This window comes from Mesorhizobium sp. LEGMi-168a (genome assembly GCF_058312955.1).
In genome coordinates this window covers 1-13,919 of record NZ_JBZEGV010000003.1, presented here as the reverse complement: position 1 = coordinate 13,919, position 13,919 = coordinate 1, and the positions used below count along the sequence as shown (strand labels likewise).

The window sequence follows — 13,919 nt, the reverse complement described above, 5'->3', positions numbered from 1 at the left end:
TCGCGCTTCAGGCTATGTCGTACGCCTGTCGGTAGGCTCGGAACCTTTCCCTTTCTTCATCCCGATCGAGGCCGAAATCCCGCAGGCTGTATTTGTGCTTACCGAACATGTCCGCCGGGTGGGCATTCAGATAGTTTCGCATTCTCTCGGCGGACTTGCGGGAAAGACTTCGCCCGCAATGGGCATATATCTGCGTGATGGTGCGAACGGGATCTGTGACGAGATCCCGGTACGAAATTTCCAGGAAGGAGGCCTTACCCCCGCTTGCCTGCCTCGCCTCCATGGCCTTGTTCAGGCCGACCGCAAAATACCGCGCCCACTCGCGCCCGATCTCATGAGGGTCTTGGCTATCGCTGACGGCGCGCCTGAGGTTGCGCACAAGACTTGCATAGGATGCCAGCGCTTCTATCGGGTCCCGGTGCAGCTGTACGATCTGCGCGTCGGGATAGACCTCCAACAGCGCCTTCAGCGTCCATAGATGCTGCGGCGACTTCAGCACCCACTGCACGCCGCGTCTTCTGCGTTGCAGCCGTTGAAGTTGTCTTTTGTGCGACTGATACACGGCCACGAAGTTTGACCGGTCCAGCCACTCCTGGAATGCTGGAACCCTGTAGGACACGTGGAAGTGCATGCTCTTGAAATCGTTGTTCATGAGCCCTACGCATTCGTCAGGCAACATCGGCCCGACCCGGTGTATCTTTTTGAAGTCCGGGATGACCTTGTCCATTTCTCGGAATTCGCTTTCCGCCCTGGCGATCGTCTCCTCATCGCTCCGAGCTTCGCCTGAGCCGGCCGCAAGCCGGGTTGTCTCCCAGGTCAGCGGGACCCTGTTGTCCTCATCCTGCGCCAGCAGTTCGTGCAATATGCTCGTGCCGGATCGAGGCAGCCCCAGAATGAACATCGGCCGTTCGATTTCTTCCGCAGCCAAGTCCGGTTTCATATTCCACTCGTTGAGCAGCAGCAGACGATTTGACAACAGGCGGATCATGTCGTCGCGAAAGATCTCGATTCCCGTTTCGCTGAATCCGGCCTCGTGTTCGGCCGAGTAGAGCAGCCTCTCGAAAGCTTCCTCGAAATCAGGCCCGCCATAGTCGTCGAGACCAGTGAGCGAAGCTGCCTGCTGCAGCATTTGCGTCTTGTCGAACAAAGGCTATGCCCTCTCGTGCGGGGACGCGCAATGGAACCGTTGGGCGACCGCGACGGAGGCGTAGCCCCGCTGCAACGCCCTGCATTCGCATTCGTCACGGCAAGAGGCGCTGGGCGCCTGCTCCAGCGCCACAACGACGCGCCATTCTTTCGCACCGGTCTTATCCAACCGGAATGTGCTTTGCGTACCGTGCTCTGCCAGCCGCGTCACAGCCAATCCTTTCAAGCGCTCCGCCTTCAGCGAAGGCACATTGATGTTTATAACCGCACCCCTCTCGGCGATCCCCCGCTCGATAACGCCGTCGATCAAATCGGCGCAGATTGCAGCGGAGCCCGCGATGTCCTCCGCAAATTCGGCGCAGGATATCGCGATCCCGCAATTGCCCATCAATGCAGCCTCGCGGGCGGCCGCTACCGTCCCGGAATACCAGACGTCGAAACCGACATTGAGGCCACGATTGACGCCGGCGACGACCGCGTCGAACACGCCGAATTCAGGCGCGCTGAGACCCAATGCGACGCAGTCGGCGGGAAAGCCGTCGAGCACGTAACAGTCGTCGCCGATAAGCTGGAGCCGCAGGTCAGGGCGCATCGAAACGGAATGCGCAGTCAAGCTGCTGTTTTCGCGCGGGACGATCGCCACCACATCGAAATCTTTCCGCATCGCTACGACGAACGGCAATATCAGATCTGATCCGATCCCGTCGTCATTGGTCATCAACAGGCGCAGTCGCTTTTCCATTGGCGCTTCGAGACGTTCCTACAGTCTGGTTGATCCGCCATCGCACAGAATATCTTCCCCGACGATGTATCTGGCATCGTCCGACGCCAAAAAAGCTATGGTCTTGGCGACGTCGTCCGGATCGCCAATGAACCCGACCGGCAATTCGCCTTGGACGAACTCGGCCTCGTCATAGTGATCGAGCACCACTTCCTTGAGCATGGCCGTCCTGACGGAGCCCGGCGTGACGCCGTTGACGCGGATGCCCCGGCCAACCAGCGTCGCAGCCAGCGAGCGCGTCAGGCTTAGAACCGCTGCCTTGCTGGCGCCGTAGACGGTGGCCAGCTCCCATCCCGTATAGCTGAGATTCGATCCCACCAGCACAACCGCCGCGCCGGGTCTGAGATAGGGAAGCGCCTTCTGGACCGCGAAGAACGTGCCCCTCACATTGATGTCCATGATCTGGTCGAATTCTTCTTGCGTGACCTTTTCAAACGCGGTGCGCTGCGCCACGCCGGCGCTGACCACGAGAATGTCGAAGGCTCCCAGGCGGCGGCCGATCTCGGCGAAGAGCCGCTCAAGCGCGGAAACATCCGCGATGTCACATTGCAGCGCCACCACGCCCGCCGGCGTGTCCAGGGACGCCAGCCCTTGTTCCAGACGCTCGAGGGAACGACCCGTAACGACGACCTGAGCGCCCTCCTCGGCAAACCTGCATGCCGTGGCAAGGCCGATACCGCGGCTAGCCCCTAAAACAACAACCCGTTTTCCGTCAAAACGCCCCATACGCCTTCTCCGCCAATCCTAGTTGCATTGGACATGTCCCGCTGTGGCCTCCGCTGCCCGCCCGGCTGGCGAGGCGAGATATGTCGCAAGCCGCGAGGCCAGCGCCATGATCGTCAATGCGGAGTGCTTTTCCGGCAGCGAGGGCATGACGCTGCCGTCGCAGATGAAGAGGTTGCGATGATCGAATGAACGCAGATTGCTGTCGACCACGCCGTCGGCTGGAGCTGAGGACATCCGGCAGGTTCCGGCATAGTGAATGGAATCGCCCGGTCCACCCGGATAGGCTCCCAGCAGCAGTCCCCCGGTCGCCCGGACCATTTGCCGACCTTCGGTCTCGATCGCCTCGATGACGGCGCGATCTCTTTTCGTCCAGTTGTAGAATATCCTCTTTTGCCCGCAGCGGACTTCTACCCGGTTGTCCGCATGCGCATCTGCCGGCCCGAACAGGAACATCAGCGACGATCCGAAAGTGATCCTTTCGGCCAGCCAGAAGGGAATGAATTTGGGAAGGTTCCGCCAGAACAGCGGCACGAGCTGCGGATTGCCGTGGTAGATGTCGGCCAGGTATCGCGTGCTGGATTCGGGATCGACGGGGGTTCTTGCCGGCACCAGCAGATGGTTGCCGTAGCCGAAATAGGTTTCTTTGGCCGAGAACAGGAATCCCGGATGAAGAGCAACGAACACGACGTTGGGATTGTCCATCAGATAGCGGCCGACCAGCCCGCTGCCGTTTGCCAGCCCGCGGGGGTATTCGGCGCCGGCCGATCCGAGGAGTATGATCGCGTTTTCGATGGCCCCGGCGCACAGCACATAACGTCTTGCGGCGATGGTGACTTCCGCCTGCCTCGTCTTGTCGAAGCAACGCAATGCCGTGATCGTGCCGCCACGATCGCACGTGAGGGAGCGGACGGTGGTGTTCGGCTGAAGGCGGTAGTTTGACGCATTCGCAATTTCCGGCAGGAGCCGGCTGCTGAACTTGTAGATGCTGTCGGAGGGACAGCCGTTCTGGCACATCCCGCATTGCCGGCACCGGTTCGGCTTGGCCCGCCGCGTCTCGACGGCCTTGCGGTTGGCCGTTATCCCGGACCATCTCGGCTCCCGAATGAGCTTGCCCCGGATGTGGCGGTCCAGGCGGTTGAGTGGAAGCGGCTCTATGAACGAGCCGTCCGGCAGATCCGGATTGGCTTCTGTCAATCCCGTGACGCCTATCAGTTCCTCCACGGCGGCGTAGTGAGGCGCCAGGTCGTCATAGCCTATCGGCCAGGCTCGGGTGGCGTGTCTTCCGGAAAAATCATCCGGCGAGAACCGCAGGGACACGCCGCCCCAGAGGTTCTGCAGCCCGCCCACTTTGAGGATCTGGTGCTGCGTAAAACCATCGCCAGGAGCGACAGGCGCCTCGACAAAAAGGGCTGACGCCCGTGGATTGAAGGGATTGAACGGATCCTGGACGTCTTCCGCGTTGGGGGCTTCACGCGGGTCGAAATATGAACTCGGAACGACATCGCCCGCGTCGACGGAGACGGTGTTTATCCCGAGTTTTGCAAGCCGATAGGCCAGCATCCCGCCGGCGGCGCCCGTACCGACGATACAGACATCAACGTCCACGGCGGGTAACCTCATCGGCTTTCATTTGGGACGATGGCCGTGCGGCCTCCTCAGATACCGGCGCCCAAATCGGCGTCGTTGATTTTGAAGACGTCTTCGGAATCGTATCTCGGCACACAGAAGGATATGAGGTGGCAGTTCTCCGGGCCGGCATTGGTGAATGTGTGCGGCGTGCCGCGGCGAATCTCCACATACCCGCCGGCCGGAAGTTCCACCTGCCTGCCTCCGACGGTGCCGACCAGCCTTCCACGAACGACAAACAGGACCTCATCGGTGCGTCGATGCACGATTGTCACTTCCCTGGTGTCAGGTTCGATCACCAGGAAATCGACGGAATATTCCGTGACGTCTGTGAGCATGTCCATCGAGACACCGATATCCAGCTTGATCGCCCCTTCGGCGTCCGGCTCACTGGAACAGATGCCTGATCTCACCAATGACTGAGCTGACAGCCCCATAATCGTCTCCGAACAGATAGCGCTTCATGATGTCTTCGCGCTCGATGAAACTCTGGGATTTCCCGGTGCTGTAAACGACGGCGTCGCTTTCGATCAGATCGCGAAAACACCACAGGTCCTGCTCCTCCCCGCGACCCGACCAGGGTCCGCCTGGGATGATCAGGCCGGCGAAGAGAGGCCGGTCGAGCTGATCCCTGGTCTCCTCCATCACGACCATCGTCAGGATCGAGATCGAATTCGAGCCGCTGATACGGCCAAGCACGTAGTCAAGCGTGCGTCCCGTATAGATGACGTCGTCGACGATGAGCACGCGCTTGCCGGTGATCGTCTCGAGGTCGGCGTGATCGGCCGGCGTCATGGCCATGCCGAAGTCGAAACCGTCGAGGCTCTCGTCCTCGAAGACCCGTTTTATCTTCAGTTGGCGAACCCGATCGGCCGTCAGCAGATGCCTCACCCTGTCGTAAAGGGACAGGCCCTTCCCGCCGAGGCAGATCACCTCGTCATAATGCGCGGGCTTCAGCGCGGTCTTGAAATTGAGCCGGCACAATTGATAGTCGATGACGCTGACTTCCGGCGATTTTATATATCGCGACACTTGGGAGAAGGCGCGCCGGACATGGTCTATCTCGTGCGTGCTCGCCTTGCCCTCGATCGCGAACTCCGCGTCGTTGAAGAAAAAGATACGCTTGGGAAAATCCCCGGTCACGCGAGCAACTCCCTGAGCGATTTCTCGCAGGCATCGAGCGTCCTGCCGATGGCCTTGTCGTCATGCGCCGACGACAGGAACCACGACCCAAGCCAATTCTGGCGCGGGTCCGCGTGGCTCAGATCGCCTTCCGAAATCAAGACATGGTTTGCCCGCATGCCGGCCACGAACCGGCGATAGAGCTGATAATCCGTCGCCATTGCCGCGCTGTAGCTGTCCACATCGTTGGCGGCTGTGAAATAGACCTGGAAGAAGCCCGGCACCGATTGCACATGGCAGGGCAGCCCGGAGCGCAGGATGACCGTCCTGATGCCGTCGACAAGCTTGTCCTGCGCGCGTTCGATCAGCCGGTAGGTCTGCCCCTGTTCCAACTCCGACAGCACCTCCAGACAGGCCAGCGCCGACAAGACGTTGCCGTCATAAGTCGATGCGTGGAACACCCTGCCCTGAGAGAGGGGCGCGAAGTGTTTCGCCTTTCCGAGCAAGACGCCAAACGGCACGCCGCCGCTGATCGCCTTCGAATAGACCACCATGTCCGCGTAGACGCCGTAGAGACCCTGTGCGCCGTGAAGCCCGACGCGGAAGCCGGTAACACACTCGTCGAAGATGGACAGGCTGCCGTGCCGCTCGGCCAGCGCGACCAGCGCCTCGAGAAAGCCTTCCTTCGCCGGAATCGTGCCCGAATGCGCAAGCACGGGCTCGCATATGACACAGGCGATTTGATCGCCATGCCGCTCGAAAGCGTCTTGCAGCGCATCGAGATCATTCCATTCGATGGATATGCTGTTGGCAGCCGCCTCTTCGGCCAGCCCGTCGGAGTATTTGGCCGGAAGGAAGCCGAATATCTCTTCCGAATACCAGCCATGATAGTGGCCGAAGAAGCGCAGGATCTTCTTCCTGCCCGTATGCGCCCGCGCGACCCGGATCGCCAGATGGACGGCTTCCGACCCCGAATTGGTGAAGCGCAGGCATTCCTTCCCGGCGATCGCCAGCAGCTTGCCGGCCAGTTGGCTCTGGACCTCGTGCGGATTGTCTCCGACATTCGAAGGCGTGGAGATGTCCGCCAACTTCTCGCAGAGCGAGGCTATGCTGCGAAAGCCCCTTAGCTGGGTGAGGTTGCCGAGGATATAGTCGACATACGAGCCTCGGCCCACGGCCTCTATGGCCGCGCCGGCAGCGTTGGCCACCACGATATCGGTGTGGCCGTAGCGGCCCGATAGTCTTTCATTGATGAGGTTGATGTCCCCTTCCATCGCAGTGCCTTCCCATTATGCCGTGTTGCCACCGTCTATGAAAATCGATTGTCCGGTCATGTAGCTGTTGTCGGGGCCGAGCAGCCATGCGGCGGCACTGGCCACCTCATCGGCATGGCCCAGTCGCCGCATCGGAATCTCCCGGGTCGTGCGCTCCAGGAATCCGTCGACCTCGTCGACGAACTTCTTGGTGATCCCGGCGTTGATCGCTCCCGGGCAGATGGCGTTGATCAGGATGCCGGATTGCGCGACCTCCAAAGCCGCGGCCCGCGTCATTCCGATGACGGCATGCTTGCTGGCCACATAGGCCGAAACATTGACGGCGCCGCGCGCGCCGAACTCGGAGGCCGTGTTGAGGATACGGCCGCCGCCATTCTTCCGCATGGCGGCGATCTCATGCTTGACCAGGAGATATGTCCCGACAACGTTCAGCTCGAGCGTGTCGCGCCACTGGACCGGATCGCTGTCTGCAAGCGTCGAGCGCTGGCCAAGCACCCCGGCGTTGTTCGCCGCCGCCGCAAGGCCGATGTTGCGGGCTTCCAGCTCCGCGAACAATCCTGCGACCGAGCCCGCGCACCGGATATCGACATGCATGGCCTCGCATCTGCATGCTGGCGATGCGGCTGCGATCTCGTCGCCGACCTTGCCTGCGCCCTCGATATCGATGTCGGCCAGCACGAGCACATTGAACCGCTTCGCCAAATGCAGGGCGATCGCCTTGCCGATACCGCTTGCACAGCCAACAATGAGCAGCGCCGACATGGGGACTGCCTCAATAGAAATAGCAGGGTTCGGGTTTGATGTTGGGGTCGATGCAGACCTCTATCAGGTGGTTCCCCTTCGCCTTGAGCGTCTGCCTGTAGACATGCTCGAAATCGTCAATGGTCTTGACGCGCGTGCCCGGCACGCCCATCGAGCGGGCGTATTCGCAATAGTCTATGTCCGGCATATCCGAGGCGATGTAGCGCCCGTCGAGATAGTCCCGCTGATAGTGTTTCTGCGTTCCGAGTATGCCGTTGTTGAAGACGATCCATACGACGTCGGATCGACACTTCGCCGCCGTCGCGATCTCGTTGCCGTTCATCATCAGGCCACCGTCACCGCAGATCGATACGGTCTTGCTGCCGGGCAACGCCAGGCTGACTCCGACCGCCGCCGCGGCCGCGTGCCCCATCGTGCCCAGTCCCGCATTGATGACATAGCTGCCCACCTTCTCCCTCTGGATCAGGTACATCGACCAGGCACCGTTTTCGCCGACATCGGAGATGATCGGCACGTCGTGCGGCGTCAGGCGGGATATCGTCTTGACCAGCGAGATCGGGTTGACCAGATCGGACTGAATATGTTCCTGCTTGTGATCGATGCTGGTATAGAAGCCGGCGTTGCGCTTCAGTGCGGCGACGAGGGTCCGCGCCTCTGCAAAACCCGGCATCTCGGCATCGGCGGAATGGCTTTCGAGTGCCGTCAGGAACTGCTTCACGTCACCAAGGAAACTGTGCTTGCCGCTGTAGTTGCGATGAAGCTCGGCCTCGTCGATATCCACCCTTAGAAGCACCTGTTCTTGCTTGATGCGCCATCCGTAGGACGACAGCTCCTGGAACGTGGTGCCGAAGGCAAGGATCGCATCGCATTGCCCGAGCAGATATTCCTTTGCCGCCGGCTGCCCCCAGATGCCGCAGCTTCCCAGCGAAAGCTCGCTGTCCTCCGGCAACGTGCCTTTCGCCAAGGTGGTGGTGACGTAAGGGATGCCGAAACGCTCCGAGAGCCGCTGGACCTCGTCTCGCGCGCCGCTTGCGTTCACTCCGGCCCCGACAAGGATGACGGGGAATTTGGCCCGACCGAGATCGGCCATGAACGCTTCGAAAGGCCATTTCACCTGGCCGGCCGACGAGCTTCTCGGGATCGACGGTACCGCCGCGGCATTGTATGCCCCGGGTGAAACCTCCTGATGCAGGATGTCTGTCGGAAACTCGATATAGACGGGTCCCGGGCGCTTGGAGAACATCTCCTCGATCGAGGCCGTAAGCACCGGCACGATGTCGTCGACCGCCTGGGTTCGCGTCGCTTTCTTCGTGATACGCCGGAATATCTCCAACTGATCGGGCGAACGGCCATGTCCCGTCGCTTCCTGAATGGCATATTTGCCGATCGACTTGGTCTGGGCTTGCCCGCCCAGCACCAGAACAGGAACGGAATCGTAGTAGGAAGCGGCGACGCCGGTCACCATGTTGAGCAGGCCGGGGCCGGAAATGCCAAGGCAGCAGCCACGGCCGTTTGCCCGCGCATAACCGTCTGCCATGAACGCTGCGCCCTGCTCGTTCTGACTGGCGACGATCCGTATCTTGTTGGACGAACGATAGATGGCGTCATAAAGCGGCAGCACACGTCGGCCTGGAACTCCAAACACCTGGTTGAAGCCGTTCTGGGCAAGAACATCGACGATCAACTCCGCGCCCGTCATCGCCCCTGTCGTCTCTGTAGCTGCAATCGCCATTTGTCCGGACCTGTGCTTGAGTTGTCGGTTTAGCGGCTTTCCTCGCGCAGATGGGAAACCGCATTCGCGTGTGCATCGAACCCTTCATAGGAAGCGAAACGGTGGGTACGCGGAGCCATCTCGGCATAACCCGCGGCCGTGATGTGGCCGATCGAGCTTGCTTTGAGGAAATCGTGGACGCCGAGACCGGAGCTGTAGCGAGCCGCCCCTCCGGTCGGCAGGACGGCATTCGGGCCCATCAGATAGTTAGCTATCGATCCGGGCACATGTTCGCCAAGCAGGATTTCAGCCGCGTTGCGTATGTGTCCGAGATGATCGAACGGCGTCTTGGAATGGATCTGGAGGTGTTCCGGCGCGTAGTCGTTGATGAAGTCATAGGCCTGCTGGCGATCGCGCGTCAGCACGATACCTCCGCGAGATCCGCCCAGCACATCGCGGGAATACCCCATCCGTCTCTCGCCCATCCCCCGCCAGAGGGACGGAATCGCCTTTCGCGAGGCGGCCGCGACCTCCGGTGACCAGGTGACGAGGAAAGCCGAGGAGTCCGATCCGTGCTCGGACTCGATGAGAAGGTCCAGCGCCGCGAGATATGGGTCGGCGCTCTCGTCGGCCAGGACCATGCTTTCGCTAGGCCCGGCTGAGACGCGCGACCCGATCTTGCCGTGCAAAAGCTGCTTGGCCGCCACCACCCAGGGACTGCCGGGACCTTCGAACTTGCAGCAGCGAGGTATCGTTTGAGTGCCGAACGCGGCAGCGGCGACAGCGACGGCGCCTCCCGCTTTGTAGACATGCTTGATGCCAGCGAGCTTGGCGGCAACCAGCGTTGCCGGGTCGATCTTGCCGTCCGGCCCCGCCGGCGTAAGGATGATCGGCATTGGCACGCACGCCACCGTGGCAGGGACGGCTGTCATCAGCGTGGCGGATGGGAAGGAACCCTTTCCGCGTGGGGAATAGAGCGCGACGCTGTCGATGGGCGTGTAACGTTCGCCGACGAGCACGCCCGGCTTGATTTCCTTCATCCAGATTTCGTCGGGAAGCTGGGCTTCGTGAAAGCGGCGGATGTTGTCGGCCGCATACTCAAGCGTCTCGATCAATTCCCGATCGAGCATGGAAAAGGCTTCGTCGAAGTCTTCCTGTTTGGCGGCGACGCCGTCTTGCGCAATATCGGCCTTGTCGAACTCTCGCGCGAACCGAACCAGAGCGGCATCCCCCTCGCGCTCCACCGCCTCTATTATCGGCGCGGCTCCCGCGATGAAATGGGAAAGGTCGCTCTCCACCCGCACGAGAAGAAGCGTTCTTTCGGTCTCGGAAAGCCTGTCAAGCTCCCAGAAAGCCACTGTTTCGATAGATGGGTCCGCGGCAAGGTTCAAACGTCTCTTCCTTCATCATAAGTTAGGTTGCAAAAACTTCGACAAAATCAAGCCAGAAAGAGAGAGACTGATGCGCTAGGTAAATAAAATTTTGTAATACTATTTCAAATATAAGAATAAGCGATGAGCGTTATATGGGTGAATTAGATACCCCTTATTTAGACTGAAAGGAGTCTATGTTCTGCCGGGAGAGGGTTACATACCCCCAACGGGGTATTGTTGCTGAAAGCCTTGCATCCAATGATCCAGGCAGAAGGGGCGATCCGCGATCATTGGTTGGCTCGCGGCGGAAAAATAAGACGTCGGTCTCAAGGCGAGATTAGCCGTGGTTTCTGGTAACTATCTGATTCTTCAACGCAACCGAGTAGCGATCGACGCTACTCGAAACAACGAAGTCTCGCGGAAGTCACCGAAGTGAAGACGCTTGTCATCTTTGGGAATGCGCCGGTTCTTGCGGACATCGCCAGAAGCCTCGGCTTTTCACTTATCCAGTGCGTATCGCCGTCCGAGGCGAGCGATTTCCGCTATCAGGACGCGCATCTGGTCATCGTAACGGATTACATAAACAACTTGGAGTTTCTCGATATACTGAGGTCGGTATCTGCAAAAAACAGCATATCCGGTGTTCTATCTTTCACGGAGTATGGGCTCATGCCCGCCGCGCTCACGGCGAAGGAGTTCGGCCTCAGATATGCTCCCGTCTCCGCTGTAGAGATCAGCAGAAACAAGGCGGCGATGCGTCGGCTCCTCAAGGAGAAGCTTGGACACGATATCCGCTTTTCGGAGGTCGCGAACCGCGACGAGGCAAAGGCTTTCCTGATCGAGGTCGGCGGAGAGGCAATCGCGAAACCGGTCGGAGGCGTGGCCAGCCAGGGTGTTCGAGCCATCCGCGGTCCGTCGGAACTGGATGCGCTGGCCGATGTGAGCTTTCCAATGCTCATGGAAGAGATCGTCGAGGGCGTCGAGCTCTCCCTGGATTTCCTGGGCACGGGCGATGAGTTGATCTCACTCGGCGTGAACGAAGAGATCAATGGCGGCGCCGATTGCCTCAACCCTTATGTGGAGTTGCAGCATGTCTATCCCGCCCGCATCAGTTCGCACCAGCGCGACACCGCGATCGCGTTTGTGCGGGAAACATTGGAAGCCGTCGGCCTGGACTACGGGCCGTCCCACACCGAAGTGTTGCTGACCAAGCAAGGCCCCGTGCTTATCGAAACGCATTCCCGGTTCGGTGGGGACTACATCACCGAGCTATTCGAACGGTCGACAGGATGCAGCCTCCTGGAGAAGTATGTCCGATGGGCTGCCGGTGAGGCCGTGCAGATCGACACCGAACCCAGGCGGGCGGCATCGATAAAGTATTTCGCCGCTTCGCCTGGCACCGTCAAAAACATTCAAGGCATCCTGCGTTTCAAGAGCCATGCCAATGTTGTCCGCATCGAACTGCCATTGGAGAAAGGCAGCACGGTGAAGCCCGTGAGGAGTTCATTCGACCGGCAGGGTTATGTCCTCGTCTGCGCGCCCTCGAACGTCGAAGCAGCCGAAATCGCGACGCGGATTGCGGGGACCATATCGATAGAAACGACGCCACCTCAGCCGGATTGAGCCTTCATGGCCGCATAATCCGGCGAGGAGCAGGTTACTTCACCGCAGGTCAGGCAATGGACGCTGGAGCATTGTCAGGCCGAGCCTTTCGCGCTTCGTCCATCGCACGAGCAGCAGCGCCGCGACGGCCACGAGACCACAGCACAAGCCGATCCATATGCCATTGCCTTCCAGGCCGAACAGGAAAGCCAGCGCCGCGCCAACCGGCACGCCGATGCCCCAGTAGCCCAATGCGGCGTAGAGCATCGGCTTCCTGGTGTCCTGCATCCCTCTCAGCATACCAGCTCCGACGGCCTGGGCGCCGTCAGCCACCTGAAAGAGGGCAGCCAGGGCAAGGAAGGAAACGGCAAAAGCAACGATCGCATTGTTCGCGGGATCGTCGATGTCGACGAACACGCCGATCAGCGCTTTAGGCCACGCCAGCATGATCAGCGCCATCGCCGCCATGAACGAGACCCCAATGACAAAGGCCGTCCAACCGGAGCGGCTGATGCCCTCGGCATCGCGAGCGCCGTAAGCCAGTCCCACCCGCACCGTCGCGGCCTGCTCGAGGCCGAGCGGGATTGCGAAGGTGATCGACGTGATCTGCATCGCGATCGAGTGGGCGGCGAGCTGCGCCGGCTCGATCAGTCCCATGAGAAAGGCCGCTGCGTTGAACACCGTCACCTCAAAGGCGAGCATCGCCGAAATCGGAGCCCCCAATTTCACCAACGCGACCAGACGCGGCCAGTCCACCTGCCAGAACCGACCGAACAGCCGATAGCGTCGGAACCTGCCGTTGAATGCGATGATGGCTGCCATGCCAGTGAACATGAAGAGACTGGCCAGGCTTGTGGCTATGCCGGCTCCAGCGATGCCGAGCGCCGGAAACCCCAGATGGCCGAACATCAGCAGCCAATTGCAAAAGGCATTGAGCACCACGGCCAGAACCATGATCAGCAGAGTCCAGCCCGGCCGCTCCAACGCCGAAGCAAACGCGCGCAGCACGACGAAACCGTAGAAAGGCAGCGCTGCCCATTGCAGGCAACGCACATAGGCGCCGGCCTGAGCGGCAAGCGCTGGCTGTTGGCCCATGGCCAGCAGCACGCTTTCGGCCTTCCAAAGGAACAGCCAGATCGGCAGCGCGATCATCACGGCGAGCCACAAACCCTGGTGCGTCGTTCGACGCATTTCCCGCACGCAGTGCCTTTTGGCCCCAAGCTTCGCCGCCATCACGGGCGAGGTGGCATAGACCAGCCCCAGGCCGAAGATCAGCGTCATGAGATAAAGGTTGGAGCCGAGCGCTCCGGCAGCCAGCGTGTCCCCACCCAATCGACCCATGAAGATGACATCTGTCGCGGTCATCGCCGTTTGCACCAGGTTCGTCAGCACCATCGGCCACGCCAGAGCAAATATTGCCCGGGCTTCGTCGCGCCAGGCAGAACCGGCCTTCAGGGAGAACGTCGCTATCGCAGTCACAGCCGGATAAAATTCATCAGCAAGATCGCTTCATATCGAGCGTTGAAGTTCCGGCGCGTTGACGGCCCTCGAAGCCCGTCCGACTGCCAGGTCATCTTCATCCGTCAGGCAATCCACCGCCTGGCGGCCAAAGTCCGGCGCATCGATGTCCTGGCCGGCCTCGATGATCGAGCGACGGATGGCGCGGGTACGGGTGAAGAGGTCGAACAGCTTTTCGCCGTCGCCCCAGCGGATCGCCCGCTGCAGCGAGGCCAGATCCTCCGAAAAGCGCGCCAGCATTTCCAGGATCGCGTCCTTGTTGTGCAGGCACACGTCCC

At 60.6% G+C, this 13,919-nt stretch carries 12 protein-coding genes and 1 pseudogene; 1 reads left to right on the top strand and 12 read right to left on the bottom strand.

Annotated features, from left to right (window positions below):
* Positions 1–7: 7 nt before the first annotated feature.
* The 10 genes from AC4FWB_RS05760 to hisD are packed head-to-tail and all read right to left on the bottom strand — an operon-like array spanning position 8 to position 10,539.
* Complete coding sequence (locus AC4FWB_RS05760) at positions 8–1,147, bottom strand: sulfotransferase family protein (protein WP_491024870.1); 1,140 nt, start codon at positions 1,145–1,147, stop codon at positions 8–10.
* A gap of 3 nt (positions 1,148–1,150) precedes the next feature.
* Positions 1,151–1,888 (bottom strand): 5'/3'-nucleotidase SurE, encoded by a 738-nt coding sequence (locus AC4FWB_RS05755; protein WP_491024868.1) that lies wholly within the window; start codon positions 1,886–1,888, stop codon positions 1,151–1,153.
* Between the two features lie 18 nt (positions 1,889–1,906).
* Entirely contained in the window at positions 1,907–2,653 is a 747-nt protein-coding gene (locus tag AC4FWB_RS05750) for an SDR family NAD(P)-dependent oxidoreductase (RefSeq protein WP_491024867.1), read from the bottom strand.
* Positions 2,654–2,671: 18 nt separating this feature from the next.
* Positions 2,672–4,258: a GMC oxidoreductase gene (locus AC4FWB_RS05745; RefSeq protein WP_491024866.1), complete on the bottom strand. Its 1,587-nt coding sequence runs from the start codon at positions 4,256–4,258 to the stop codon at positions 2,672–2,674.
* 50 nt (positions 4,259–4,308) lie between these two features.
* Positions 4,309–4,623 carry a cupin domain-containing protein gene (locus AC4FWB_RS05740; protein WP_491024865.1) on the bottom strand — a complete coding sequence of 105 codons (315 nt, stop codon included), beginning with the start codon at positions 4,621–4,623 and terminating at the stop codon, positions 4,309–4,311.
* Between the two features lie 43 nt (positions 4,624–4,666).
* On the bottom strand, positions 4,667–5,422 hold the full coding sequence (locus AC4FWB_RS05735; protein WP_491024864.1) for a phosphoribosyltransferase family protein: 756 nt from the start codon (positions 5,420–5,422) through the stop codon (positions 4,667–4,669).
* Positions 5,419–6,675 carry an aspartate aminotransferase family protein gene (locus tag AC4FWB_RS05730; RefSeq protein WP_491024863.1) on the bottom strand — a complete coding sequence of 419 codons (1,257 nt, stop codon included), beginning with the start codon at positions 6,673–6,675 and terminating at the stop codon, positions 5,419–5,421. Before AC4FWB_RS05730 ends, AC4FWB_RS05735 begins: the two co-directional genes overlap by 4 nt.
* Before the next feature lie 15 nt (positions 6,676–6,690).
* A complete protein-coding gene (locus AC4FWB_RS05725) occupies positions 6,691–7,437 on the bottom strand; it encodes an SDR family NAD(P)-dependent oxidoreductase (protein WP_491024862.1) in 747 nt (248 codons plus the stop codon).
* Between the two features lie 10 nt (positions 7,438–7,447).
* A complete protein-coding gene (locus tag AC4FWB_RS05720; RefSeq protein ID WP_491024861.1) occupies positions 7,448–9,169 on the bottom strand; it encodes a thiamine pyrophosphate-binding protein in 1,722 nt (573 codons plus the stop codon).
* 29 nt (positions 9,170–9,198) lie between these two features.
* Positions 9,199–10,539: a histidinol dehydrogenase gene (gene hisD / locus AC4FWB_RS05715; protein ID WP_491024860.1), complete on the bottom strand. Its 1,341-nt coding sequence runs from the start codon at positions 10,537–10,539 to the stop codon at positions 9,199–9,201.
* A gap of 414 nt (positions 10,540–10,953) precedes the next feature.
* Here hisD and AC4FWB_RS05710 point away from each other — a divergent pair, with 414 nt between their 5' ends.
* Positions 10,954–12,144, top strand: coding sequence for an ATP-grasp domain-containing protein (locus AC4FWB_RS05710; protein ID WP_491024859.1), 1,191 nt, complete (start codon positions 10,954–10,956; stop codon positions 12,142–12,144).
* Positions 12,145–12,183: 39 nt separating this feature from the next.
* Here AC4FWB_RS05710 and AC4FWB_RS05705 read toward each other — a convergent pair whose 3' ends face one another.
* Both AC4FWB_RS05705 and AC4FWB_RS05700 read right to left on the bottom strand, forming a co-directional pair.
* Positions 12,184–13,602: an MATE family efflux transporter gene (locus AC4FWB_RS05705; RefSeq protein ID WP_491024858.1), complete on the bottom strand. Its 1,419-nt coding sequence runs from the start codon at positions 13,600–13,602 to the stop codon at positions 12,184–12,186.
* 30 nt (positions 13,603–13,632) lie between these two features.
* A pseudogene (locus AC4FWB_RS05700) lies at positions 13,633–13,919 on the bottom strand (hypothetical protein); the annotation flags it as partial.